Source organism: Emticicia sp. (assembly GCF_043780375.1).
Classification (GTDB): Bacteria; Bacteroidota; Bacteroidia; order Cytophagales; family Spirosomataceae; genus Emticicia.
The window spans coordinates 1-23,432 of the sequence record NZ_JAYWCU010000252.1 but is presented as its reverse complement, the minus strand read 5'-3'; the positions used below and the strand labels follow the sequence as shown (position 1 = coordinate 23,432).

General features: G+C 35.7%; 21 protein-coding genes and 1 pseudogene. 17 read left to right on the top strand and 5 right to left on the bottom strand.

All coding sequences use genetic code 11. From position 1 onward, the window contains the following. The 3 genes and pseudogenes from ACH2CJ_RS18925 to ACH2CJ_RS18915 form a co-directional block, all read left to right on the top strand. Positions 1–443 (top strand): annotated as a pseudogene (locus tag ACH2CJ_RS18925) (hypothetical protein); the annotation flags it as partial. After that, the gene (locus ACH2CJ_RS18920) at positions 406–2,871 is read left to right on the top strand and encodes a hypothetical protein (RefSeq protein WP_394995303.1); all 2,466 of its coding nucleotides are present in this window, start codon (positions 406–408) and stop codon (positions 2,869–2,871) included. The pseudogene ACH2CJ_RS18925 and the gene ACH2CJ_RS18920, both read left to right, overlap by 38 nt. Positions 2,872–2,936: 65 nt before the next feature. Further along, positions 2,937–3,497: a cob(I)yrinic acid a,c-diamide adenosyltransferase gene (locus tag ACH2CJ_RS18915; protein ID WP_394995305.1), complete on the top strand. Its 561-nt coding sequence runs from the start codon at positions 2,937–2,939 to the stop codon at positions 3,495–3,497. A 121-nt stretch (positions 3,498–3,618) separates the two neighbouring features. On the opposite strand, the gene ACH2CJ_RS18910 is transcribed toward ACH2CJ_RS18915, so the two are convergent. Further along, a complete protein-coding gene (locus ACH2CJ_RS18910) occupies positions 3,619–3,819 on the bottom strand; it encodes a hypothetical protein (RefSeq protein ID WP_394995300.1) in 201 nt (66 codons plus the stop codon). Between the two features lie 184 nt (positions 3,820–4,003). Between ACH2CJ_RS18910 and purH the strand changes: the two genes are divergently transcribed. The 3 genes from purH (at position 4,004) to ACH2CJ_RS18895 (ending at position 6,963) form a co-directional block, all read left to right on the top strand. Continuing rightward, positions 4,004–5,524: a bifunctional phosphoribosylaminoimidazolecarboxamide formyltransferase/IMP cyclohydrolase gene (gene purH, locus ACH2CJ_RS18905; protein ID WP_394995297.1), complete on the top strand. Its 1,521-nt coding sequence runs from the start codon at positions 4,004–4,006 to the stop codon at positions 5,522–5,524. Between the two features lie 162 nt (positions 5,525–5,686). Next, complete coding sequence (locus ACH2CJ_RS18900; RefSeq protein WP_394995294.1) at positions 5,687–6,190, top strand: hypothetical protein; 504 nt, start codon at positions 5,687–5,689, stop codon at positions 6,188–6,190. A 2-nt stretch (positions 6,191–6,192) separates the two neighbouring features. Next, complete coding sequence (locus tag ACH2CJ_RS18895) at positions 6,193–6,963, top strand: DUF1828 domain-containing protein (protein WP_394995291.1); 771 nt, start codon at positions 6,193–6,195, stop codon at positions 6,961–6,963. Positions 6,964–7,023: 60 nt separating this feature from the next. On the opposite strand, the gene ACH2CJ_RS18890 is transcribed toward ACH2CJ_RS18895, so the two are convergent. The 3 genes from ACH2CJ_RS18890 to deoC form a co-directional block, all read right to left on the bottom strand. Further along, positions 7,024–8,169 carry a Gfo/Idh/MocA family protein gene (locus ACH2CJ_RS18890; RefSeq protein ID WP_394995289.1) on the bottom strand — a complete coding sequence of 382 codons (1,146 nt, stop codon included), beginning with the start codon at positions 8,167–8,169 and terminating at the stop codon, positions 7,024–7,026. Positions 8,170–8,237: 68 nt separating this feature from the next. Beyond that, positions 8,238–8,948: a GntR family transcriptional regulator gene (locus tag ACH2CJ_RS18885; RefSeq protein ID WP_394995286.1), complete on the bottom strand. Its 711-nt coding sequence runs from the start codon at positions 8,946–8,948 to the stop codon at positions 8,238–8,240. A 425-nt stretch (positions 8,949–9,373) separates the two neighbouring features. Beyond that, positions 9,374–10,126, bottom strand: coding sequence for a deoxyribose-phosphate aldolase (deoC, locus tag ACH2CJ_RS18880; protein ID WP_394995283.1), 753 nt, complete (start codon positions 10,124–10,126; stop codon positions 9,374–9,376). Between the two features lie 245 nt (positions 10,127–10,371). Here deoC and ACH2CJ_RS18875 point away from each other — a divergent pair, with 245 nt between their 5' ends. The 7 genes from ACH2CJ_RS18875 (at position 10,372) to ACH2CJ_RS18845 (ending at position 18,878) form a co-directional block, all read left to right on the top strand. Continuing rightward, positions 10,372–12,027 carry an amino acid permease gene (locus tag ACH2CJ_RS18875; RefSeq protein WP_394995280.1) on the top strand — a complete coding sequence of 552 codons (1,656 nt, stop codon included), beginning with the start codon at positions 10,372–10,374 and terminating at the stop codon, positions 12,025–12,027. A gap of 21 nt (positions 12,028–12,048) precedes the next feature. Beyond that, complete coding sequence (locus ACH2CJ_RS18870; protein ID WP_394995277.1) at positions 12,049–12,654, top strand: Uma2 family endonuclease; 606 nt, start codon at positions 12,049–12,051, stop codon at positions 12,652–12,654. A gap of 65 nt (positions 12,655–12,719) precedes the next feature. Then, complete coding sequence (locus ACH2CJ_RS18865; RefSeq protein WP_394995274.1) at positions 12,720–14,165, top strand: APC family permease; 1,446 nt, start codon at positions 12,720–12,722, stop codon at positions 14,163–14,165. A gap of 79 nt (positions 14,166–14,244) precedes the next feature. After that, on the top strand, positions 14,245–14,835 hold the full coding sequence (locus tag ACH2CJ_RS18860; RefSeq protein WP_394995271.1) for an exonuclease domain-containing protein: 591 nt from the start codon (positions 14,245–14,247) through the stop codon (positions 14,833–14,835). A 234-nt stretch (positions 14,836–15,069) separates the two neighbouring features. Then, complete coding sequence (locus ACH2CJ_RS18855) at positions 15,070–16,446, top strand: MATE family efflux transporter (protein ID WP_394995268.1); 1,377 nt, start codon at positions 15,070–15,072, stop codon at positions 16,444–16,446. Positions 16,447–16,590: 144 nt separating this feature from the next. Further along, the gene (locus ACH2CJ_RS18850) at positions 16,591–18,414 is read left to right on the top strand and encodes an ABC transporter ATP-binding protein (RefSeq protein WP_394995264.1); all 1,824 of its coding nucleotides are present in this window, start codon (positions 16,591–16,593) and stop codon (positions 18,412–18,414) included. Beyond that, positions 18,411–18,878: a regulatory protein RecX gene (locus tag ACH2CJ_RS18845; RefSeq protein ID WP_394995261.1), complete on the top strand. Its 468-nt coding sequence runs from the start codon at positions 18,411–18,413 to the stop codon at positions 18,876–18,878. Before ACH2CJ_RS18850 ends, ACH2CJ_RS18845 begins: the two co-directional genes overlap by 4 nt. A gap of 52 nt (positions 18,879–18,930) precedes the next feature. Here ACH2CJ_RS18845 and ACH2CJ_RS18840 read toward each other — a convergent pair whose 3' ends face one another. After that, positions 18,931–19,404 carry a lipocalin family protein gene (locus ACH2CJ_RS18840; protein WP_394995258.1) on the bottom strand — a complete coding sequence of 158 codons (474 nt, stop codon included), beginning with the start codon at positions 19,402–19,404 and terminating at the stop codon, positions 18,931–18,933. Positions 19,405–19,639: 235 nt separating this feature from the next. On the opposite strand from ACH2CJ_RS18840, the gene ACH2CJ_RS18835 reads away from it, so the two are divergent. The 4 genes from ACH2CJ_RS18835 (at position 19,640) to ACH2CJ_RS18820 (ending at position 23,381) form a co-directional block, all read left to right on the top strand. Next, the gene (locus ACH2CJ_RS18835; protein ID WP_394995256.1) at positions 19,640–20,743 is read left to right on the top strand and encodes an efflux RND transporter periplasmic adaptor subunit; all 1,104 of its coding nucleotides are present in this window, start codon (positions 19,640–19,642) and stop codon (positions 20,741–20,743) included. 13 nt (positions 20,744–20,756) lie between these two features. Beyond that, positions 20,757–22,007, top strand: a complete 1,251-nt coding sequence (locus ACH2CJ_RS18830; RefSeq protein WP_394995253.1) for an ABC transporter permease — start codon at positions 20,757–20,759, stop codon at positions 22,005–22,007. Positions 22,008–22,080: 73 nt separating this feature from the next. Further along, on the top strand, positions 22,081–22,821 hold the full coding sequence (locus tag ACH2CJ_RS18825; RefSeq protein WP_394995251.1) for an ABC transporter ATP-binding protein: 741 nt from the start codon (positions 22,081–22,083) through the stop codon (positions 22,819–22,821). After that, positions 22,818–23,381, top strand: coding sequence for a hypothetical protein (locus ACH2CJ_RS18820; RefSeq protein WP_394995249.1), 564 nt, complete (start codon positions 22,818–22,820; stop codon positions 23,379–23,381). Before ACH2CJ_RS18825 ends, ACH2CJ_RS18820 begins: the two co-directional genes overlap by 4 nt. Positions 23,382–23,432 lie beyond the last annotated feature (51 nt).

Here is a 23,432-nt window from a genome sequence, read left to right as displayed (position 1 = left end):
ACTGGAAAAAACCACAAATTCGTAATTCTATTTATGACCTTGATGCCGCTTCTCAATATTTAGGTATGCTCGACCAATATCCAATGCCACTTGATGTAGTTTTTCCGATTTTTCGCTGGTCAATTTTTTATAGAAATAAGCGTTTCTTAACTGTCATAAATAACCTTGATAATCAAGTACTTAGCAATAAAAATTTCCTGCAAAAAACTGACAATAAATATACAGTTTTGCGAGATACAACCGCCTTTGGGCTTTCGTTACGCAAAGGCGATTTGATTCGTGCCGAAGAAGTTGATTTTGACGAAATCTTGAAAGGTTCTGAGGCTTTAAGTAAAAAAATATCGAACCAAAAACTTACCTTTGCTTTGTACCATTTAGACACCCCTACAATCTATTTTTATGGCTATGAAAAACTCCGTCAAATCTATGCTTCGTTTGAGTAATCGCACCAAATCTGTTATTATTTTATTGTTGATCGCTTGCGGGCCAGAACCGTTCGACTATGACGAATTCAAGAGTTTTTTCTCGCCCGAAAGTGCCAATAATGAAGCGAAATTTCATCCTTATAATTTTACAACACAATTTACTTACGATACTGATATTTGGGGAGAAGATGCCAAAATCGACCTTGCACTAGCCGAAAATGTGAAAGCATGGGCAAATTATGCAGGTGTTTCTGAAAAAATAGTTACTGATGAATTATATATTAATAATGAAGAAAATAAGCATGGTACAGGTTTGAGCGATGCTTTAGAAAAGAAAGAAAAACTCGAAGCCTTTGACTATTTAGTATTAGCCAAAGAAATAGAAGCCAATGATTTGAGTAATTTGGATGATGCCGCCATTGACACAAACCAACAAGTAGTAAAACCCGATTATGACGCGTTATTGACTGATATTCAAACAAAATATACTAAAACCAAAGATATTTTCTTAAAAGAACGTTTGGCATATCAAGCTGTGAAAGTGGCTGATATGGCAGGCAATCCAAAGAAAAGTATTGATTTTTATGATAAATTGGTAAAGCCTCTCACACAAAAAACTTTTATCAGCGATTGGGCTACTTCTCGCATGGCTGGAGCCTGCATGCACGCAGGCGATTCGGTACGGGCAAATTACCATTTTTCGCAGTTATTTGTCAATGCTCCAACTCGGCAAACCGCCGCTTATTTGAGTTTAAAACATGTAGCAAAATTCTACGAAGAAGCATTGAACCTTTGTCAAAATGTCAACGAAAAAGCTAATATATATGCTGCCACAGCAGTCTTACCATTTCAAGATGGCTTACCGATGCTTGAAAAAATACGTGATTTGGATGTACAAAATCCTTTATTAGAGTTTGTAATGGCTCGTGAAATAAATAAAAACGAGAAATATTTTTTCACAGAAAGACAAGAATTAAATTATGTTTTTTGGGGTGTTGATTCGCTCACAAAGAATAGTTGGAAAGCAAATGCCTCAAATTATTTTGAAAAACTATTGGCATTTAATCTCGAATCTGCCGAAAATTCTTCTCTAAAAAGCTCACCTTTTTGGTATACTTCCGCTTCATATTTGACTTTTATTGCTAAAGATTATGCAAAAGCCCACGAATTACTGCAAAAAGCAAAGGCGATTCCAACCAATCAGCAAGGAATTAAAGACCAAATAGCAATGCAGGAAATGATTTTGGCAGTAAGTAAAACGCCTGAAGTAACGCCACAAATGGAGGAAACTGTAATGCCATTATTAGAACGTTTTGCCCATTCGGACAAGTTCAGAACTGCCAATAATTTTAATGCCACTTGCAAAATTTTGGCAGCAAAATATCAAGGTCTGCCTATAAATGACGAATTTTCAGAGAATTTAGGTGGGAAAATGTCAATCAAAACAGACCCCAAAACAAAGTCATTAGGCTGGTTTTCTGGTTGTTTTGGCAAGAAAGAAAATTCAAATACTAATACTAATGCTTCGCCTGAAAATAAAGCAAAGGCATTTCTTGTTTCGATGCTGGCTACTTATCAATTAAACTTGAGTGACGAAAATGGGGGTGCTTCATTTGTAAGTAGTTCAGACCAATATGCTATTGAAGATTCAACTTCTTCAACAACGATTAATGCCGTTTTAGCCTATTTTGCCAAGAAATCTCCAAGTGATTTTGACAAAAGATTAAACAAACTTGCAGGTTTTGATAATGATTATTTATACATGGTTTTGGGAAGAAGAGCTTTAGCCGAACATCGTTACGCCGAAGCAAGTGAAGCATGGAAGCATATTTCTCCGAAAGTTTGGCAAGACGAACCTTACAAAACATATTTAGACGTAAATCCGTTTAGCTTAAGTGGGCAAGGCGATACTGATGCCAAACAGCGAGTTACACCCTTATCGTTTGCAACTCGCATGGCAGCTTTAGAAGCTAAAGTAAAGCAAAACCCCAATGATTATGAAAGTTGGATACTACTCGGTTGTGGCACTTATAATATGAATTATCATGGTAATAGTTGGATTTTGCTTCGCCGAAGTTGGAGCGGCTCCGAAACTGTCAATGAAAAAGACGACTATTATACCTACGAAAAAGCATTGTTTTATTTCGATAAAGCAATTAATACCGCACCAAAACCTGAGCAATCGGCAAAGGCTTGTTACTTGGCAGCCGCTTGTCAGAAAATAAAATATGACATTGTTTATACAAAACTTTATGACGGACTTTATTTGCTGTCGGAAGAAGAACAAGCAAAAAAAGAGACTGAAAACAAGCAAGTTTTGGCAACTTTAAGAAAAGACAAATACTCAACTTACTTCAATCTTTTGAAAACCAAGTATGGAAGTACAGTTTATGAAGACCAATTATTAAAAGAATGTAGCACTTATAAGGATTATTTGGGGAAATAAACACCGATTAACCTCAGTCTCAACCTTCTCCAAAAAATGATGGGGGAATCAATGGAATGTGAATGATGAAAATATATACAAAAACAGGCGATACTGGAACAACTTCGCTCGTGGGAGGCACAAGAATTAGTAAAGGCGATTTGAAAATTGAGTCTTACGGTACTGTCGATGAGCTAAATTCGTGGATCGGCTTGGTGCGTGACCAAGCCATTAATGAATTAAGAAAAGAAATTTTGAAAGAAATTCAAGATAGATTATTTACTATTGGGGCAGATTTGGCTTCTGAGCCTGAACAAGTTCGCAGAAAGAAAATTCCTGACCTTCTGGATGAAGATATTTTGCTTTTAGAAAAAGAAATGGACAAAATGGATGCTAAAATCCCGCTACTACGGGCATTCGTTTTGCCAGGCGGACATCAGTCGGTTTCTTATACGCACATTGCACGCACAGTTTGCCGACGAGCCGAGCGTTTGAGCATTAGACTTTCTGCAGAAGAAGAAGTTAATCCATTGATTATCAAATACCTAAACCGACTTTCCGATTATCTTTTTGTACTTTCTCGAAAAATGACACAAGAATTGGGCAGCGAAGAAGTTGCTTGGAAACCGAGAGTAAATAAAACATAAAAAAGAGGTGCAAGCCTCCTTTCAGAAACCTGCACCATTGTATAGAAACACTCAGTAGCGAGGAGTTTAGCTCCTCCACTACTTTGCTGAAATTATTCTTTTACTAAAACCCGCCCCTGATTTACGAACGCTTGAAAAATAAGTCCTTGTCTGCTTTTTTCATCACTGCTACTCCATAATGTAAGTTTATCGTATCATTATTTATCTTTGAAATTTCTTTTAATTCTTGATAATCATTAGTACCTCGCTCCCAAATACTGATTCCTAAAATTTGTATTATTCTGAGATTATACAAAAATATTTTTTCATAAAGAAAAGCCATAAAACAACTATTAGAATACAAATTCTATTCGTTTTTGCTAAATTTTCAATGTTTTTAGGTCAATTATACACTAATCAAGAAAAAGCAGTAAATTTGCACTTTCAATATTTTCGTACCAATCAAAAAGACCTTGGTGGGTCTTAAAATATTTCTGTTTATAAAAAAGCAAAAATCATTCCAAAAAATGACTAAGAAAATTCAGTCTGCACTTATTTCAGTTTATTACAAAGACGGTTTAGATAAAATCGTACAGTTGCTACACGAACAGAATGTTCAAATTTTTTCGACAGGTGGCACACAAAAATTTGTTGAAGATTTGGGTATTCCGGTTACAGCGGTTGAAGATTTGACGAGTTACCCTTCAATTTTTGGTGGACGTGTAAAAACCCTTCATCCTAAAATTTTCGGTGGAATTCTTTACCGCCGAGATAACGAAAGTGATGTTCAAACTGCCGCCCAATTTGAAATTCCGTCGATTGATTTAGTAATTGTTGATTTGTATCCTTTTGTAGAAACCGTTGCCTCGGGAGCGAGAGACGAAGATATTATTGAAAAGATTGATATTGGAGGCATTTCATTGATCCGTGGAGCTGCCAAAAACTTCAATGATGTGTTGATAGTATCGTCACGTGAACAATATGACGATGTTTACAAAATCTTGAAAGAAAAAGATTGTTCGACCGACATTTCTGATCGTCGTCGCTATGCGAAAGAAGGCTTTCAGATGAGTTCGAGCTACGATACAGCTATTCATAATTACTTTGCCGACGATATTTATCAGTCAACACAAAGTTTCGATTTATTGCCGAAAAAAGTTTTACGCTACGGCGAAAACCCGCACCAAGCTGCTACATTTTATGGCGATTTGGATGCTATGTTTGAGCAAATTCACGGCAAAGAATTATCGTATAACAACCTCATGGATGTAGAATCATGCGTGCGTTTGATGGATGAATTTACAGAAACTTCGTTTGTAATTGTGAAGCATAACAACGCTTGTGGCGTAGCAACTGCTCCAACGGCACACGAAGCCTACGTAAATGCTTTGGCGTGCGACCCAGTTTCGGCTTTTGGTGGCGTAATCATTACAAATGCCAACGTCGATTTGGCAACTGCCGAAGAACTACATAAACTTTTCTTTGAGATTTTAATAGCTCCGAGTTTTGACGAAGACGCTTTAGAAATCTTGAAAAAGAAAAAAGACCGCCGTTTATTAATCAGAAAATCGGTTGATATAAGCAAAAAGCAATTCAAAACTTTGTTGAATGGTGTTTTAGAACAAGACAAAGATAATTCGATAGAAACAGCCGAGAATTTTACGGTAGCAACCGAAAAAGCTCCAAGCGAAAGCGATATTAAGGCTTTAGAATTTGCTTTAAAAATATGTAAACACTTGAAATCTAATAATGTAGTTTTGGCGAAAGATGGTCAAATGTTGGCTTGTGGTGTTGGTCAAACATCACGTGTAGATGCGTTGAAACAAGCCATCGACAAAGCAAAAACATTTGGTTTCGACCTCAACGGAGCAGCAATGGCTTCGGAAGCATTCTTCCCATTTGCTGACTGTGTAGAAATTGCTCACCAAGCGGGCATCACAACGGTTGTGCAGCCTGGTGGCTCTATTCGTGATAAAGAATCAATTGATTATTGCAACGCCAATGGTCTTTCAATGGTCATGACTGGCGTAAGACATTTCTTGCATTAAGAGATATTTTTGTCAAAATAAAAGCGAACTATTCTTGGGAATGGTTCGCTTTTTTTGTGGATTAACCCATTTAAGAATTGAACTTTCAACCAACTTTCTTAATAAAACTATTGTTATATTTTTAATTATTACGTTATTGCATTAAAAATAATCTTTTAAGAAATGACACAATCTGAAATAGATTTGCTTATAACTTGTCCTAAAAATATTACTTCGAAACGGTTTTCACTTCGGAATTTGGACAGGTCTTTGCACGGTGTTTTGGATGCAGAAGCTATAATTGAAGAGAAAACTTTTAAGTTTAAAGTTTTCTTTAGACAAAGTATAAAATTAGAAGAAAAGTTTTCAGTTGGTCTAAAATTACTCACTAATGAAGATGAGGATATTAATTTAGCACGATATAATGGCATACATGAGCATACTAATAAACATAGTGATGGCGTTATTTTTAATACCTTTCATAAACATTTCGCAACTGAAAGTGCAATTCTCAAAGGTATAAAAGCCGAGCATAATGCTAAACCCGCCAATTACATTAATTTTAAAGGAGCAATAGTGAGGTTTTTTAAAGAATTAAACTTCCAAAACTATCATCAATTTTTAAAGCATTTTGAAATAGTTGAAAACGAGAATGAAAATAGTAATCAACTTGATTTAGGTTTTTAAAGATGAATAATCTGTCTGAAATAAAGAATATCTTGCAAAAGCAGTTTATGGATATGTTTGATTTAAAGCAAATCAGACCTTCCATATTTCAAATCATTTTGCCTTATTATTACTCTGATGGTGATATTTTTGAAATTTTCATCGAGCAAGAAGGTGATATTTTCACTCTCCAAGATTTCGGACTTTCATTAATGAAGTTATCCTATGATTCAGATACAGAAAGTGATTACAGGCGTGAATTGATAAAGAAAATTTTAAAAGAAAATCAAGTAGGGTTTGATGAGGGGAATATTTATCTAAATACACCTATTGAGCTTTTATTGCCGAATTTAATGGTATTTTTAGATACAATATCAAAACTATCAGGGCTATCGTTGCTCAATAAAAAGATTTCAAGAAATCATTTTTATGAAGTAGTTGAAAAATTCCTTGCTGAACGCTTTGGTAATAGTGGTTTTGAAAGCAAATTTTTACCTGAAAGTGTTCCTTATGTTGAGGATTATCTTGCTCCCCATGCGATTGTTGTAGAAAATAAAATACCTATTTGTTTATTTCCGATTGCTACAAATGATAGGTGTGACCAAGTAACAATCTCTGTTCAACATTATAAACTCAATGGTTTTAATCCTTATTTGATAGGTCTATATGAAAATATGGAAGAAATCAGCAGTAAAAAGATTTCAAAAGTTACTAACTTAATGGATAAGCAATTTTCTTTTTTCTTTAAAAATGAAATATTTATAACTAACTATTTACAAGATAAATTAAATTAATCATTGTAATACTATACAAAAAAAGCGAGCCATCCGTCACCGAATAGCTCGCTTTTCATATCAAACAGTAACCCAAGCTTGCTTGCGGTGACTTTCGATAATTCTTTCGCAAATCAATAACTCTCGCAAACCATCAGCGAAAGTTGGGAATGTTGGGTTTTCGGGTTGTTTACCTGCTTCAACTGCTGCATACACTTCTTTGAATAATTGTTTTGAAGTATCAGGGAAACCTTCGTTATGTCCACCCGGGAAACTGATTAGGCTTTGTGCTTCACGATAAAACAACGATGGGTCTTTCATCAATTGTTGGTTTGAAGTATCACGTTTTCCTACCCACATTTCGTTTGGCTTTTCTGAACACCACTCAAAATTTGATTTCGAGCCAGAAATTTCTATATTCAATCTATTTTTACGTCCAGCCGAAACTTGGCTTACCGTTACGCTTCCTTTATTACCATTATCAAATCTCAAAAGTACGCTTGCGTGGTCTTCGGTATTAATCGAAACCTCCTGATAATCAGAGGCTTCCAACATTTTTCCTGAATACGTTTCGATGGCTTTCAAAGGTTTCAAACGAGTTTTATGAACTGTATTGAAATCGGCCATTACTTCTACAATTTTCAAACCTGTGATGTATTCTGTTACGTCCAAAAGGTGCGAACCGATGTCTGCAATCGCTCTCGAATCGCCCGATTTGTCTGGTTCTAAACGCCAGTTATAATCGGTTTGGTAGAAAAGCCAATCTTGCAAATAGCTACCCATAATTGAGTAAATTTCGCCCAAATCGCCTTTTTCACGCATGGTTTTCATCTGACGAACCAAAGGATAATATCTCAAATTGAAGTGAACAGCATTGACTAAACCTGTTTCGGCAGCCAATTTCACTAATTCTTCGGCATCTTCTATTTTGGTAGCTAAAGGTTTTTCACAAACAACGTGTTTACCCGCCAACAAAACTGCTTTCGATTGCGAATAATGCAAGAAATTTGGCGTACAAATGTGTACACATTCGATGTCGGCATCGAGTAACAAATCTTCAAAAATATAGGCACGTTCGATACCTAAAGCATCCGCTTTTTCTCTAGCTAAACTAATATTTGCTTCGCAAAGTCCTAAAACTTCAATATTTGGCAAACGACGCAGAGCTTCGATATGTGCAGGTCCGATGAAACCAGTGCCAACTACGGCAACTTTTATTTTTTTCATGGTTTGAGGCAAAAATGGTTGGTTAATATTAAAAAAAGAATTTCATCCCAAAAATAGCAAGAGATTCTTTAGTTAAAACTACTTATGGCAAATTTTTCAGTATTACAATAAATTGAGCTGTATAAATAGAATCCTTCGGTAGAAGTTTTATACTTTCGAAGCAGATGTAAAACGGGCGATTTTACCTTAATTTTAAGCAAATGGGCTATTCCTTTATCAGCCGCTACTGCTCTTACTTCTTGCGTCATGCTTTGCACATCAATTTGATAACGAATCAATAATGTCCGAAAAAGAGAACCTTCAAGCAGGGGTTCTTCGATAAAATTAGGCAAATTTTCGTTAGGAATATATGTTTGTTCAACCATCATTGGCGAATCTTCGACTGAACGAAGGCGTTTGAAAAAAATAAATTCTTCGTGATTTTCGTCATCAATGAGAGGTTTGAAAGCAATATCTTCTAATTTTTTAATAATTGGGCCTTCCAAAACGAATGTTTTCCCGTGTCTATCACTGGCTACAACCACTTCTGTCCAACCTTTCAATGACAGTAATCCTAAAGATTTTCGACTTGCCGAAACAGTACTTCCTTTGCCGTGCTGACGAGTAATATAGCCTTCTTTTACTAATTCATTGAGGGCTTGCCGAACAGTCATGCGAGTAGCAGTAAATTCCCCGCAAAGGTCATTTTCTGATGGTAGCAGTCCACCTTCTTCATACTGTCCTAAAGTAATTTTTTCTTTTAAATTGGCTTGAATTTGACGATAAAGAGGTATTTTCATAAGTAGTCGATAATTTCAATGACCGTAGGAGCGTAATGCATTCGTTGTTTTATAAAAAAAGGCATTTAGGAATCCCAAATGCCTTTCCAAGACGAAAATACTTTAACCTATGATGAATAAACCCGATAAATCGGGGTACTCAAATTCTTTTGACTTTTTGAAAAGTCGAATATATTTATACAACTTGTATAGACAACATAATATTTACATACAAAAGAAATTAAAAATCATTATACAGGCAAATTTTTTAAATGTTTTTTTTAGAATTAATACATTTTTAAAGATTTTTAGTCAAAAAAGTATCAGTTTTTTCAAGAAATGCTAAGTAAATCAGGGTGAGAAGATTTTAGCATTAGCTGGGCTTAATTAAGTCATTTGCTTGAATTTATCTTTAGTGAATCGTTCAAAGTAACCTAATCAGATTCTCAATATCCAAGGGTTGAACCGCTCACTTCTTTTGATTCTAAGCCTAAACGCTTTTTAGCATCTTCCATGATTATGGCGGTAGCAGACGCACCTAAACGTGTAACGCCCATATCCATTACTTTCAACAAACCGTCGAGCGTTCGCACCCCACCTGCGGCTTTGATTTGTACATTTTCAGAAGCATTTTTTCGCATCAATAGCAAATCATGTTCGGTTGCACCTGTATAATTATAATCACCATTGGCTTGTTTAATATAGCCATAACCCGTTGAGGTTTTGATAAATTCTACTCCTAATGTACTACAAATCTTACAAAGTTTAATTTTATGTTTGTCTTTTGACAAAAAATCATTTTCAAAAATCACTTTCAAAATTGCTCCATATTTGTGGCTTTCTTTCAAAATTTGATTGATTTCTTTCTTCACATACCTCCAATCCTCTGACAAAACTTTTCCTACATTTACTACCATATCTATTTCGGTGGCTCCTTCTTTACAAGCCTGCCGAGTTTCGGCCACTTTTTGTTGAATTGTGCTACTTCCGTGAGGAAAACCTACAACTGTGCAAACTGCCACATCAGAATCTTTGAGCAAGTCGACCGCTTGTTTTACAAAATAAGGTTTTATGCAGACCGTAGCGACATCATATTTTTTTGCCAGTTCACAACCAGCTATTAAATCAGCATCGGTCATGGTTGGATGAAGTAAAGAATGGTCAATCATTTTTGCGATTTGATGGAGAGTATAGTTCATAAAAAATAATGTGAAATGAGTTTGTCAAAAAAACCTGTATGCTATTGATTAGCAAAGGTAATACAAGCAACTTGTCTATACAAGTTCAAATAATTTATTTTGTAAAAAACCTCTCGAAAAGCTCATTTAACTCAAAATCACAAGTCATTTAATAAATAATTAGACCTCAAGCATCATATTTATAGTTTTTTTCGATAGTTTTGGAAAGTATTCATCAAAGCAAAACCTAAACTTAAAAAACTTATATGAGTAATTCACTTTTTCGTAGGAAGGATGTCAAACAAGCCATTAAAGAAACCGAAAACAGAGACGAAGCACATTCGTTGGCTAAAGTGCTGGGAGTTAGAGATTTAACTTTACTTGGTATTGCGGCAATTATCGGAGCAGGAATTTTTAGCACAATTGGATTAGCAAGTTTTAATGGTGGCCCCGCCGTTTCGCTATTATTTGTTTTTGTGGCTATTGCTTGCGTCTTTACGGCATTGAGCTATGCTCAATTTGCCTCCATGGTACCCGTGAGTGGAAGTGCTTATACTTACGCTTATGTGTCTTTTGGTGAAATGATTGCTTGGATAATTGGCTGGGCATTAATTCTCGAATATGCTGTATCCAATATGGTGGTTGCCATTTCGTGGTCAAGTTATTTTACTTCAATGCTCGAAGGTTTTGGCATACATTTTCCGACTTGGCTTGCTATTGATTATACAACCGCTAAAGAAGCCTATCAAACTGTTCAGACGGGAGGAACAGCAGTAAATGATGGTACTAAACGTCTCGCACAAGCCTTTCAAGATGCCCCAAGTTTTGGCTTTCTAAAAGTTATTTTTAATCTTCCTGCTGGAATGATTACGGTATTGATAACTTCTCTTTGTTATATCGGTATAAAGGAATCTCGTAATGCAAGCAATTTCTTGGTAGGACTTAAACTCTTGGTTATACTTTTAGTAATTGTTGCAGGAGTGTTTTATATAAAACCTGCCAATTGGTCGCCTTTTGCTCCAAATGGAGTTCAAGGAGTTTTGAGTGGCGTTGCTGCTGTTTTCTTTGCTTTCATTGGTTTTGATTCTATTTCGACTACTGCCGAAGAAGCCAAAAATCCTCAGCGAGATTTGCCTCGTGCTATGCTTTTATGTTTAGTTATTTGTACGGTTTTATATGTACTTATTTCGCTCGTACTTACAGGAATGGTCAATTATACTGAGCTGAATGTTGCCGACCCATTGGCTTATGTGTTTACTAATGTAGGTTTCGATGCTGTCGCAGGAATTATCTCAGTCAGTGCCGTTATAGCCATTACAAGTGCTTTACTGGCTTATCAAATTGGGCAGCCACGTATCTGGATGACCATGAGCCGTGATGGATTACTGGGGAAAAAGTTTGGTGAGATTCACCCAAAATTCAAAACTCCAGGTTTTGCTACAATCATAACAGGGATTTTGGTTGCCGTGCCTTCATTATTTTTTAAGATGAGTTTCTTTGTTGATTTAACAAGCGTTGGTACTTTTTTCGCTTTTATTTTGGTTTGTGCAGGTGTTTTGTATTTGGATACTAAAGGAATGAGCAAAGATGCCAAATTCAAAATTTCGTACATTAATGCTAAATATTTATGCGGATTCTTGATGATTGGTGCATTGTATCTCACTTATTCACAAGGCGATGTGATGCAACATTTAGAACAAAAACCTTTACTCTTTGTCTTCTGGACGGTTTGGGCAGTGCTATCGGTAATGAGTTTTATGTATAACTTTTCGCTACTACCCATTCTCGGCATTTTGACCAATCTTTATTTAATGACTGAACTCGGCTGGACAAACTGGCGAATGTTTATCATCTGGATGAGTATTGGTTTAGTAATTTATTTCTCCTATGGATATAGCCATAGCAAATTGGCGAAGAAGTGAAATAACTACAACACATTGACTATGAACGCATTAGCAAAAAATTCAAAATATAGATTGGGTGGAAAATTAACAAAAAAGATTCCTCAGCCAAAACTACTTACGTATGAAGACTACGTAAAGCTCACCCCGCCCGATAGCGGAAATTTTGAATTACTCAATGGTAGAATCTTTTTTATGGCATCACCTAAACCTTCGCATCAAGAAATAAGTAGTTTGTTGAATACTTATTTAGGTATTTATATTATCAGTAATAAACTCGGAAAGTTATTCGCTGCCCCGATGGACGTAGTTTTTTCTGAACATGATACTTTTCAGCCCGACCTGCTTTTTATTACGAAAGAAAGGCTCAATATAATTGGTGAAAATAAAATCGAAGGAACGCCAGATCTAGTAGTAGAAATTCTTTCTCCTTCAAACGACAATAATGAGATGTCGTATAAAAAGCACATTTACGAAAGCACTGGTGTGAAAGAATATTGGCTGATAAATGTAGAAAAACAAACATTGACACTCTATAAACAAATAGACAATGAACTTCGCTGGCAGAAGGATATTCAGAAAAACGAAGTTCTAAAATCAGAAGTCATCAAAGATTTTGAATTAGATTTAAGCAAAATTTACGAGTAAAAAATCAATTAAATACCTGATAATTTTTCAATTTTCATTAACAACCCCCTAACCCCCTTACTATTTTGGCAAATTTTAAAAAAGAAATCAAACTATACGATGCTGTAATGCTTGTATCGGGTTCGATGATTGGTTCTGGAATTTTTATTGTAAGTGCCGATGTCGCTCGACAAGTTGGCTCAACTGGTTGGTTATTAGCATCTTGGCTTTTGGCTGGTGTCTTGACAATGGTCGGTGCATTGTGCTACGGCGAACTTACAGCTATGTTTCCACAAGCAGGCGGGCAATACGTTTTTCTTCAAAAAGCTTATGGTAAACTCACTGGTTTCCTTTACGGATGGTCATTTTTTGCGGTGATTCAGACTGGTACGATTGCAGCAGTTGCCGTAGCTTTTGCAAAGTATTCGGGCGTACTTTTTCCCGAAATCATTAGCGATAAACACGAGTTTTTCAGCATTGGTGATACAAGCTTTAAACTTACTTCTCAGCGTTTACTCGCTATGGCAAGTATCATTTTACTGACTTATGCCAACACAAGAGGGGTAAAAGAAGGCAAAATTATTCAAAATATTTTCAGTACAACTAAGCTCGGAGCAATTGCTATGCTCATTATTTTGGGTTTTATTTTGGGAGCAAATGCTGATGTAATTTCGCAAAATTTTTCAAATATATTTGATGCTTCCAGTACGGCTAAAGTTGATAATCAATGGATTATCACAGGAATCACAGGTTTCGGCATTATTTTGGCGATTGGCGTAACCCAAGTAGGAACATTATTTTCGAGTGATGCTTGGAACGGGCTGACTTTCGCAGGTGACGAGGTTGTCAATGCCGAAAAAACGATTCCAAGAGGCTTGGCTATCGGTACAATTTTAGTAACGGCTTTGTATATTTTGATGAACATTGCTTACCTCTGCATTTTGCCATTGAAAGGCGACCCAAATGGTACAGATGCTTTAAGTCGAGGTATTCAGTTTGCTTCGGAAGACAGAGTTGCCGCTGCTGCTGCTCAAGTAATCGGTGGTCAGGGCTTCTCAGTAATTGTTGCTATTTTGATTATGATTTCTACTTTTGGTTGTAATAATGGCTTGATTTTGTCAGGTGCAAGGGTTTATTACACAATGGCAAAAGATGGTTTGTTTTTCAAGAATTTCGGAAAATTAAACGAAGCAGGTGTACCAAAAAATGCTCTTTGGTGGCAATGTTTTTGGGCATGTTTCCTTTGTTTGACAGGAAAATATGGCGATTTACTTGACTATCTTATGGGCGTAGTTATTTTATTTTATGCTTTCACGATTTACGGAATTTTCATTTTACGCAAAAAAATGCCTGATGCCGAGCGTCCAATCAAAGCTCCAGGTTATCCAATCATTCCGATGCTTTATGTAATCGTAGCCTCAATTATTGTAGTGATTTTGATTAAAGAAAAACCTCAATTTACTTATCCTGGACTCGGAATTGTAGCCCTCGGAATTCCTGTATATTATTGGTTTAATAGTAAAAAAGAGTAGATTTTAAATAATGAAACGCAGGTTGTTATCATTTTCATGACAAAATTATGATAACCTGCGTTCTATAATTTTTATTATAATGCGAAAAATTCTCTTTTTCGATACCGAAACCACAGGTTTACCAAAATATTATAATGCACCTATTTCAAATAGTCAAAACTGGCCTAGAATGGTGCAATTGGCTTTTATAGAGTATTTTGAAGATGGTTCTTTAGCTTCTAAACACAATTATATCATCAAGCCCGAAGGCTTTTCAATTCCACGAGATGCGACGCTCATTCATCGAATATCGAACCTACAAGCCCAAACCGAAGGGTATGATTTAAGGGAAGTGCTGGACATTTTTGCAGATGCAATCAATGAATCAGCCATTTTGATTGCTCATAATTTTGACTTTGATAAATGTATTGTTGGTGCAGAATTTGTCAGAAAAGACTTCGATACAAAACCACTTTTAAGTAAAAGAAGTTTTTGTACGATGAAGAATAAAAACGTAGTGAATTTTTGTAGAATTCAAAGCAGAAGTGGCTATAAATGGCCAAAATTGGATGAATTACACTACAAACTTTTCAACGAAACAATAACTGATGCCCACGATGCAAGTGTCGATATACAATCAACAGCCAAGTGTTTTTGGGAGTTATTGAGGCTTGGAGTGATTAGGGCGTAATAACAAATTGGAAAATTATTCCACATATTTTGCAAAAAAGAAACAAATTTCTATCTTTGCCACACAAAATCTTCAAAAGCCCATGATTTTCTTAGCCTAAGTTTGCTAAGTGCAAACTTTTCTTCTTATTTCCTTTTTAAACAGAGATTATTTTTATAATTCTCGAAAACTCATTTTTACTTTTACTTCTGTGGACTGCTGACTAAAAACTGTGGACTACCTAATTTTTTTCTCATGCGAAAAATATACAATTTGTTTATACAAGCCATTCGTGGTGAAGACCAAAATTATACTGAAATAAGTATCAATCGAGCCATTTTTCTTTTATCAGTTCCCATGATTTTAGAAATGATTGGCGAATCTCTTTTTGCGGTTGTTGATGCGTTTTTTGTGGCACGTTATGTAGGCACAGAAGGAGTGGCAACTGTCGGTTTGACAGAATCAGTATTAACTTTAATTTATTCGGTAGCCATCGGATTGAGTGCCGCAGCAACAGCAATAGTTGCCCGTCGAGTGGGCGAAGGCAACAAAACCGAAGGCGGTTTAGCAGTTGCTCAGGTAATTTTGATTTCATTGGTTTTAGGCGTAACAGTTGGAATAGTAGGCTTTGTTTTTGCCGAAGATATTTTGCGATTGATGGGCGGAAGCGAGCATTTGATTGCAAAAGGTGCGAGTTTTACACGCATCATTTTTGCGAGTAGTCCATCCATTGTTTTGCTATATACGCTCAGTGGGGCTTTGCGTGGGGCGGGCGACGCTTCTACTGCTATGCGTTCGATTTTGCTCGCTAATTTTATCAATATCGCCATGGATTTTATACTGATTCCTGTTATGGGTTTTGGAGTAGAAGGAGCTGCAATCGCCACAACTGTTGGACGAACAGTCGGCGTTTTATACCAATTATATGCACTTTATGGCGGAAATGGCAATGTCCAGATTCTGGTAAAACAATTTATCCCCAATAAAGAAGTCATTAAAAACATGTTAAGCGTTGCAGCGGGCGGCACAGGACAGTTTTTGATTCAGTCGGCAAGTTGGATTTTCTTGACTCGTATTTTATCTACTTTTGGAAGTGAAGTTGTAGCTGGTTATACAATTGCTATCAGAATTATAATTTTTACAATTTTACCTTCTTGGGGAATGTCGAATGCAGCAGCAACTTTGGTTGGTCAGAATTTGGGTGCAGGAAAACCCGACCGTGCCGAAACTTCGGTTTGGCGAACAGCGTTTTTCAATATGCTATTCTTACTTTTAGTTGGACTTGTATTTGCTATTTTTGCTGAAGACTTTATCGGAATCTTTACAAACGAGCCAAAAGTTGTTGAGGCGGGCGTTTTATGTTTACAAATTGTATGTTTGGGCTATATTTTCTTTGGCTATGGTATGGTCATCGGCCAATCGCTCAATGGTGCAGGCGATACCCTTTCACCTACAATTATGAACTTTGTTTGCTTTTGGTTAATCGAAATTCCGTTGGCATATTTTCTTGCCAAAAGCCTTGCTTGGGGCCCTTTGGGTGTATTTTCGTCGATTGCCATCAGTGAATCCATTTTGGCAGTCGTCGCAATTTTTGTATTCAGAAGAGGCCGTTGGAAAACCATGAGCGTTTAAATCATGTTTGTCGGGGTTGAAAATTTCAACCCCGACAAACAAATTTCGTAATCATTAACCATTTTGTCCGTTTCATGGATAATAGTTCGATATTTCACAAAATATTTTCGAACTTTGCATCCAAACATTTCCTGATTTAACCAATTGAAAAATTACTTTCGATTACTTTCTTACGCCAAACCGCTCGGTGGATTCATCGTACCGTTTGTATTGACTTCCTTATTAGCTAGTATTTTTGGGGTCTTGAATTTTACACTTTTAATTCCGCTTCTCAATGTCCTTTTCGATAAAGTAGATACCCAACAAGTGGCTAAAATGATGAATCCTACGGCTGGATTTAATCTTACTGCCCAATTCAATTTTTATTTTGCAAAATACCTCACGCAATATGGAAAACAAGGAGCTTTGCAGTTTGTATGTGGAATTTTAGCTGCTTCTATTTTTCTTTCTAATATTTTAAAATACCTAAGTATTAGGCTTTTAGAAAGGTTTAAATCTAATATGGTAGCCAATTTGCGACAATCAGTTTTTGAAAACTCTATTAATTTGCACCTTGGTTTTTTCAGTAATGAACGCAAAGGAAACCTCATTTCTCGCATTGTTACAGATGTGCAAGAAGTTGAAAATTCGATTGCTAATACATTTTCAGCGGCTACCAAGGAAGTGTTTTTATTTATTGCTTACATCTATTCGCTTTTTATAATTTCTTGGAACCTTACAATTTTTGCCTTATTAGTGATTCCTATTTCGGGTATTTTTATTTCTACACTCGTTAAACGAATGAGGCGAGATGCAGGCGAAGGACAACAAAGATTGAGCAATTTGATTAGTTTAATGGATGAAGCATTTGGCGGAATGAGGGTAGTGAAAGGTTTTGTGGCAGAAAAATTTATTACCGAAAAATTTAGAAATGAAAACCAAGCTTATCGAAAAGCAATTTTTAGTTTGGCCGCTCGTAGAGAAATGTCTTCTCCTTTCTCCGAAATTATGGGCGTTTTGGTGGTCGTTGGTATATTACTTTATGGCGGTTCTTTGATTCTTGGTGGAAAATCCGAATTATCAGCTTCTGAATTTATTGCTTATATTGCCATTTTCTCGCAAGTCATGCGACCTGCCAAAGACATTTCTAATGCTTTTAGTTCGGCACAAAGAGGCTTGGCTTCGGGCGAAAGAATTTTGCAATTAATTGATAATCAAGCACTTATTCAAGACCAACAGCATCCATCAAATCTCAATGAATTCAGAAATAGCATTGAGGTTAAGGATGTGAATTTTTCTTATGAAGATGGAATTGAAGTTTTAAAAAATATCAATTTTACCCTCAAAAAAGGTAAAACTATTGCATTGGTTGGCTCATCGGGTGGTGGCAAATCTACAATTGCAGACCTGATTCCAAGATTTTATGACCCAAATATTGGTCAAATTTTGATTGATGGTATTGATATTAAAGACGTTTCGCAACATTCACTTCGCCACCTAATGGGTATTGTTACGCAAGAGGCTGTTTTATTCAATGATACTATTTTTAATAATATTGCTTTTGGCGAAAATGTAACAATAGAAGAAGTGATTTCAGCAGCTAAAATTGCTAATGCACATGATTTTATTATGCAGCAAGCATCTGATTATCAGACAGTTATCGGTGATAGAGGCACAAAACTTTCGGGCGGTCAACGCCAAAGATTGTCTATTGCGAGAGCTATTTTGCAAAATCCACCAATTTTGATACTCGACGAAGCAACTTCTGCATTAGATACCGAATCTGAAAAATTGGTGCAGGAAGCCCTCACAAATCTAATGAAAAACCGTACAACCTTAGTTATAGCTCACCGACTTAGTACGATTCAAAATGCTGACCAGATTTTAGTCATTCACCAAGGTCAAATAATTGAACGAGGTACCCACGATAAACTTTTGAAAATTGAAGATGGTTTTTACAGAAAATTAAGTACCATGCAAATGCTATGATTGTTCGCAAAGACATACTTGTAAAAGCGGCAAATTTCTGTGCCTACCAAGAGCGTACGCACGCAGAAGTACGTGAACGTTTGCAAAAATGGGAGGTTTGGGGCGATGATGCCGAAGAAATAATTGCGTATTTGATTACCGAAAATTTCTTGAACGAAGAGCGTTTTGCAAAGATATTTGCAGGAAGTAAATTTAGAGTAAAACAATGGGGACGACAAAAAATAAAATATGAGCTAAAAGCCCGAAAATTGTCGGAATATTGCATAAAAGTAGGACTGGCTGAAATTGAAGATGATGATTATATTGAGACATTAAAAACTATTCTCGACAAGAAGAAGCACGAACTTCGCACCGAAAAGCAATCTCTAATTTTGAAACAAAAACTCGCCAGATATGCTATTGGCAAAGGTTTTGAAAGTGCTCTGGTTTGGGAAATGATTGGAAAAATCATTATAAAAAAATAGCCCATTGCTTCGGCAATGGGCTATTTTTTTATCCATCTTGACTATTTAAGATTTATTGCTTAGTAAAAACAACTTTTGTAGTTGTTACTACACCAGCACTGGTTTCTGACGAAGCCCAAGTCATTTGCTTACCACTAAAAGAAACATCTTCCGTAGTTTTTGTTCCGTCAGTATCTGTAATTATCAATTTACCAGCAACTACTTCATATTTCGCAGTTCCACTTGTGCCAATAAAATCATCTGTTGTTGATTGGCATTCCTTAGGCACAGAGCCAACTAAGTCTCCATTACTTTTAAAAGTGAAGACAATATCCTTAAAACAAGGCAAAAAAGCTATTAGTACAGGAAATTGATCTGCTTCTGGGGCTGTTCCTTCCTTTACTAATAAAGCCGTAATTTTCCAACTACCTACAATCTGAGCAGAAGGTGTATCTGAATCACCTTTTGAACAATTCATAACCGTCATTGATAACGACGACAATACAAGCAACACAATAATTTTTCTAAGATTTAAAGAAATTTTCATAAATTTTGGCTTTTATAATTATTTGATTCGGCAATTTACCGCTCAGGGTATTACTAAAACGAATTTTGGGTTAGAAAATTGATGAATATTTACTAAACGGTAAAATTAAAGACTGCCTCAAACATTTTTTCTTCCGTTTCATTAGAAAAATCTTGATGTTACTATAAATTCCTCGCACTTTTGAGTCAATATCTATCACGACAATTTTCAAAACATCTGAAAGCATTTTTATAATATGAAAAAAAGTACATTTATAATCTTAGCATTGTCTGGCATTATTTTGGCTTCCTGCAAAAAAAGTCAAAATGCCAGCACTTCTCCTCAATTTAAATCCTTAACCGAAGCCGTTTATGCTTCTGGCAATATTTATCCAAAAAATGAGTATAAACTCACAGCCAATGCCGATGGTGTTTTGGTAAAGCAAATGGCTTTTGAAGGAGATATTGTTAGTAAAAATCAACTTATTTTTCAGCTCGAAAGTATTTCGCAAGATGCTCGTTTAGAGGCCTCAAGTAATATTCTTCGTCAATCGGAAGCTAATTTCAGCGATAATTCCCCTATTTTAGATGAACTCGAATCTCAACTCAAAAACGCTCGTAATAAGTTAAGTAACGATTCAATAAATTACAGTCGTTACAAAGAATTATATGACAAAAATGCTACAACTCGAATCGAATTTGAGCGAACAGAATTGGCGTATCAAACTTCAAAAAATGATGTTTCAGCAAGAAGAAAGGCTTGGTTACGTACAAAAAATCAATTATATGTTGATTTACAAAACTCAAAGTCAAACTTCAAAGTCAATGCTCGTGAAGGCGATAATTTTAGAATTAGAAGCTTTGAAGTAGGAAAACTGTATGAAATCTACAAAAAACAAGGTGAATTAATCAGAAAAGGTGACGCGGTAGCTTTGGTGGGTGATGCCAATGAAGTTTTTGCTCTATTAGCAATCGACGAAAGTGATTTTGTAAAAATGCAAATTGGGCAAGACGTTTTAATAAAAATTGATGTCTATAAAGACAAAGTTTTCAAAGCAAAAGTGGCTAAACTTTACCCAAAACTCAATAAAGTTGACCAAACTTTCAGGGTTGATGCTGAATTTATTGCTGAAAAGCCAAAGGCTTACTATGGCATGACGATTGAAGCAAATATTGTGGTTTCGCAGAATCCAAGAGTGCTTACGATTCCTAAAAACTATTTGGTTGGAAGCGATTCGGTTTGGATTGAAGAAAATGGTGAGAAAAAGAAAACAAAGATTACGAAAGGAGTAGAAAACCTTGATTTGGTGGAAATAAAATCGGGTCTTACTGAAAAGTCTGTTTTAATAATTGGCAATTAAAAAAACGTAAATCATGAACCTCGGTATTTCTTTCCAAATAGCTAAAACTCACTTGCTGACAAAAAAAAGTCAGACTTTAATTGCGATGTTGGGTGTAACCTTCGGCATTGCAATGTTTCTTGTGATGATTTCAGTCGTTAGTGGTGTCAATAAATTTCTTGAAGATTCGGCTCTTGATGCATCGCCTCATGTCAGAATTTATAAAGAAATTACGAGTAATCATCCAAGTTTGATCGAAGAAGCCAATCCAACGGGTTTTAATGTGATTTATCACCAATTACCTAAAAATGAATTAGCAAACATCAAAAATGGACTACAGATAGCCGCAAATATCGAGAAAGAGCCTTCGGTTTTGGGTGTTTCTCCACAAATTAGTTCACAAGTTTTCTTCAATAAAGGGCCTATTCCAATTTCTGGACAAATTGCAGGTGTTGAAATTTTGAAGGAAGATAAACTTTATAACCTCAAAAAACGAATAAAATCGGGAAGTATTGAAGCTTTACTTTCAAATTCTAATGGTATTCTGATGGGGAAAATTTTGGCAAGAAATCTAAATGTAAAAGTCGGTGATAAAATCACTGTTACAACCCCAACTGGGAGTCTGAAATTAGTCAAAATTGTGGGTATTTATGGTTTTGGTATTCAGACCGTCGATGGTGTAAAATGCTACGCTAATATGTCGATGGTGCAAGCAATTTTGCAAAAAGATAAAAGTTACGTAACCGATATTCATATAAAAATGAAAGATTCGCAAGCGGCATTAAATTATGCAAAAGTTCTAAAAAATCAATATGGTTATAAAACACAAGATTGGGCAGAAGCCAATTCAGCGTTTTTGGCTGGTGATAAAATCCGAAACGGCATGGTAATTATTGTTTCTATTACACTTTTGATTGTGGCGGGTTTTGGAATTTATAACATTATGACAATGAATGTTATTAGCAAAATGAAAGACATTGCTATCTTGAAAGCCACAGGTTTTGACGGCAAAGACATCATTTCCATTTTCTTGATTCAGTCAATAATTATTGGTTTTTTTGGAGCATTATTAGGTATTTTATTTGGCTTTGGCCTAAGTTACTCTCTTTCAACTATGCCTTTCGATGCTGGCGACTTTTTAGATATAAAGACTTTTCCTGTTGTTTTCCAAGCCAAATATTATGCAATGGGTATGGCTTTTGGTATTATCACAACTATCATTGCAGGATATATGCCTGCCCGAAAAGCCTCAAAAATTGACCCTGTTGCGATATTGAGAGGGTAGCCCCGTGCTACGATTGCCCTAACAACACCCGATAGAGACTTTTTTTACGAGAATTTTATTCAAGAAAAATATTATGCAAATCAGTCAGTCTAAAAAAAGTATAGAACACGAATCTCCCCCATCGGGGGCGGGGCTAGCAGGAAGTGTACTCTCCGCCTCAAACATAAATAAATACTTCTACGAACCCGAAAAGTTTCAGGTTTTGAAAAACATTTCTTTTGAAGCAAAAAAAGGAGAATTTCTGGCTCTTGTAGGAAAATCTGGCTGTGGAAAATCTACTCTTTTGTATATTCTTTCCACGATGGACACCGATTATGATGGCTCGCTTTTGATGAATGGTGAACAACTTACTGGTAAAACACAAAATCAGTTGGCAGCTTTTCGTAATCAACATTTGGGCTTTGTTTTTCAATTTCACTTTTTATTGCCTGAGTTCACGGTTTTACAAAATGTGATGCTTCCTGCCTTAAAACTGGGAAAATATTCGGCAAAAGAGGTAGAAGAACGAGCATATCAAAAACTAAAATTAGTTCATATGCAAGACTATGCATTCAAGCAATCATCCAAACTTTCGGGCGGACAACAACAAAGAATTGCTATCGCACGGGCATTAATAAATGACCCAAGTATTATTATGGGTGATGAACCAACAGGAAATTTAGATAAGAAAAACTCTGAAATAGTTTTTGAGATTTTCAAGCAAATTGCTCACGAAAATAACCAAACAATTATAGCTGTTACTCACGACCCCGACTTTGCCAGAGGAACTGATAGGATAATTGAAATGTCGGACGGACAAATAATTAAAAAATGAGTAAAAAAAATAAAATAGCGGCGGCATTAATCTTGTTTTTAGCAACTATTACTACGTTTTTTAGGTGGTATATATTTGAAATTGAGCTAAAATACAACCTTCTATTATCGGTTATTTCAATTACGGTACTTAGCTTCACATGGTTTTTTTTTAGAAAACTCTATGGGTATCTTGACAAAAAAATGCCTTACGATAAAGGCATTTTCAAGCGTTTGTTTTTACAAATTATCATAACGCTAATATTTTCAAATATCGTTTCCCGAATCGTTTATCAAATTGGGATTAACTTCATAAATTTTCAAGATTTAATTAATGAACAATTTACAAACCTTGCCCAAGTTGCTGGTATTTCATCCGAAATTCTACTCGTAATTTTACTAAATGTGGCTCATTTCTCTTATTATTCTTTAGAAAAATGGCGTGAAAATGCGTTGAGAGCAAGCAATCTCGAAAAGGAAAAATCGGACGTACAGTTCGATAATTTAAAAAATCAACTTAACCCACATTTTTTGTTTAAGCACTTAATTAAAAGTAATCGTGTATTTGTGTTTTACTTGTGATAGAATCTCATCAACCGCATTTTTGATGGTATCAGCAGTTTTATAATGCTC

What these genes read in the sequence shown, in the direction of transcription:
- ACH2CJ_RS18875 (WP_394995280.1), top strand. Translation starts at nt 10,372, where the DNA reads ATGAGTAATTCACTTTTTCGTAGGAAGGATGTCAAACAAGCCATTAAA.
- ACH2CJ_RS18910 (WP_394995300.1), bottom strand. Translation starts at nt 3,819, where the DNA reads ATGGCTTTTCTTTATGAAAAAATATTTTTGTATAATCTCAGAATAATA.
- ACH2CJ_RS18820 (WP_394995249.1), top strand. Translation starts at nt 22,818, where the DNA reads ATGAGTAAAAAAAATAAAATAGCGGCGGCATTAATCTTGTTTTTAGCA.
- ACH2CJ_RS18855 (WP_394995268.1), top strand. Translation starts at nt 15,070, where the DNA reads ATGCGAAAAATATACAATTTGTTTATACAAGCCATTCGTGGTGAAGAC.
- ACH2CJ_RS18825 (WP_394995251.1), top strand. Translation starts at nt 22,081, where the DNA reads ATGCAAATCAGTCAGTCTAAAAAAAGTATAGAACACGAATCTCCCCCA.
- ACH2CJ_RS18915 (WP_394995305.1), top strand. Translation starts at nt 2,937, where the DNA reads ATGAAAATATATACAAAAACAGGCGATACTGGAACAACTTCGCTCGTG.
- ACH2CJ_RS18900 (WP_394995294.1), top strand. Translation starts at nt 5,687, where the DNA reads ATGACACAATCTGAAATAGATTTGCTTATAACTTGTCCTAAAAATATT.
- ACH2CJ_RS18840 (WP_394995258.1), bottom strand. Translation starts at nt 19,404, where the DNA reads ATGAAAATTTCTTTAAATCTTAGAAAAATTATTGTGTTGCTTGTATTG.
- deoC (WP_394995283.1), bottom strand. Translation starts at nt 10,126, where the DNA reads ATGAACTATACTCTCCATCAAATCGCAAAAATGATTGACCATTCTTTA.
- ACH2CJ_RS18920 (WP_394995303.1), top strand. Translation starts at nt 406, where the DNA reads ATGAAAAACTCCGTCAAATCTATGCTTCGTTTGAGTAATCGCACCAAA.
- ACH2CJ_RS18885 (WP_394995286.1), bottom strand. Translation starts at nt 8,948, where the DNA reads ATGAAAATACCTCTTTATCGTCAAATTCAAGCCAATTTAAAAGAAAAA.
- ACH2CJ_RS18870 (WP_394995277.1), top strand. Translation starts at nt 12,049, where the DNA reads ATGAACGCATTAGCAAAAAATTCAAAATATAGATTGGGTGGAAAATTA.
- ACH2CJ_RS18890 (WP_394995289.1), bottom strand. Translation starts at nt 8,169, where the DNA reads ATGAAAAAAATAAAAGTTGCCGTAGTTGGCACTGGTTTCATCGGACCT.
- purH (WP_394995297.1), top strand. Translation starts at nt 4,004, where the DNA reads ATGACTAAGAAAATTCAGTCTGCACTTATTTCAGTTTATTACAAAGAC.
- ACH2CJ_RS18895 (WP_394995291.1), top strand. Translation starts at nt 6,193, where the DNA reads ATGAATAATCTGTCTGAAATAAAGAATATCTTGCAAAAGCAGTTTATG.
- ACH2CJ_RS18830 (WP_394995253.1), top strand. Translation starts at nt 20,757, where the DNA reads ATGAACCTCGGTATTTCTTTCCAAATAGCTAAAACTCACTTGCTGACA.
- ACH2CJ_RS18835 (WP_394995256.1), top strand. Translation starts at nt 19,640, where the DNA reads ATGAAAAAAAGTACATTTATAATCTTAGCATTGTCTGGCATTATTTTG.
- ACH2CJ_RS18845 (WP_394995261.1), top strand. Translation starts at nt 18,411, where the DNA reads ATGATTGTTCGCAAAGACATACTTGTAAAAGCGGCAAATTTCTGTGCC.
- ACH2CJ_RS18860 (WP_394995271.1), top strand. Translation starts at nt 14,245, where the DNA reads ATGCGAAAAATTCTCTTTTTCGATACCGAAACCACAGGTTTACCAAAA.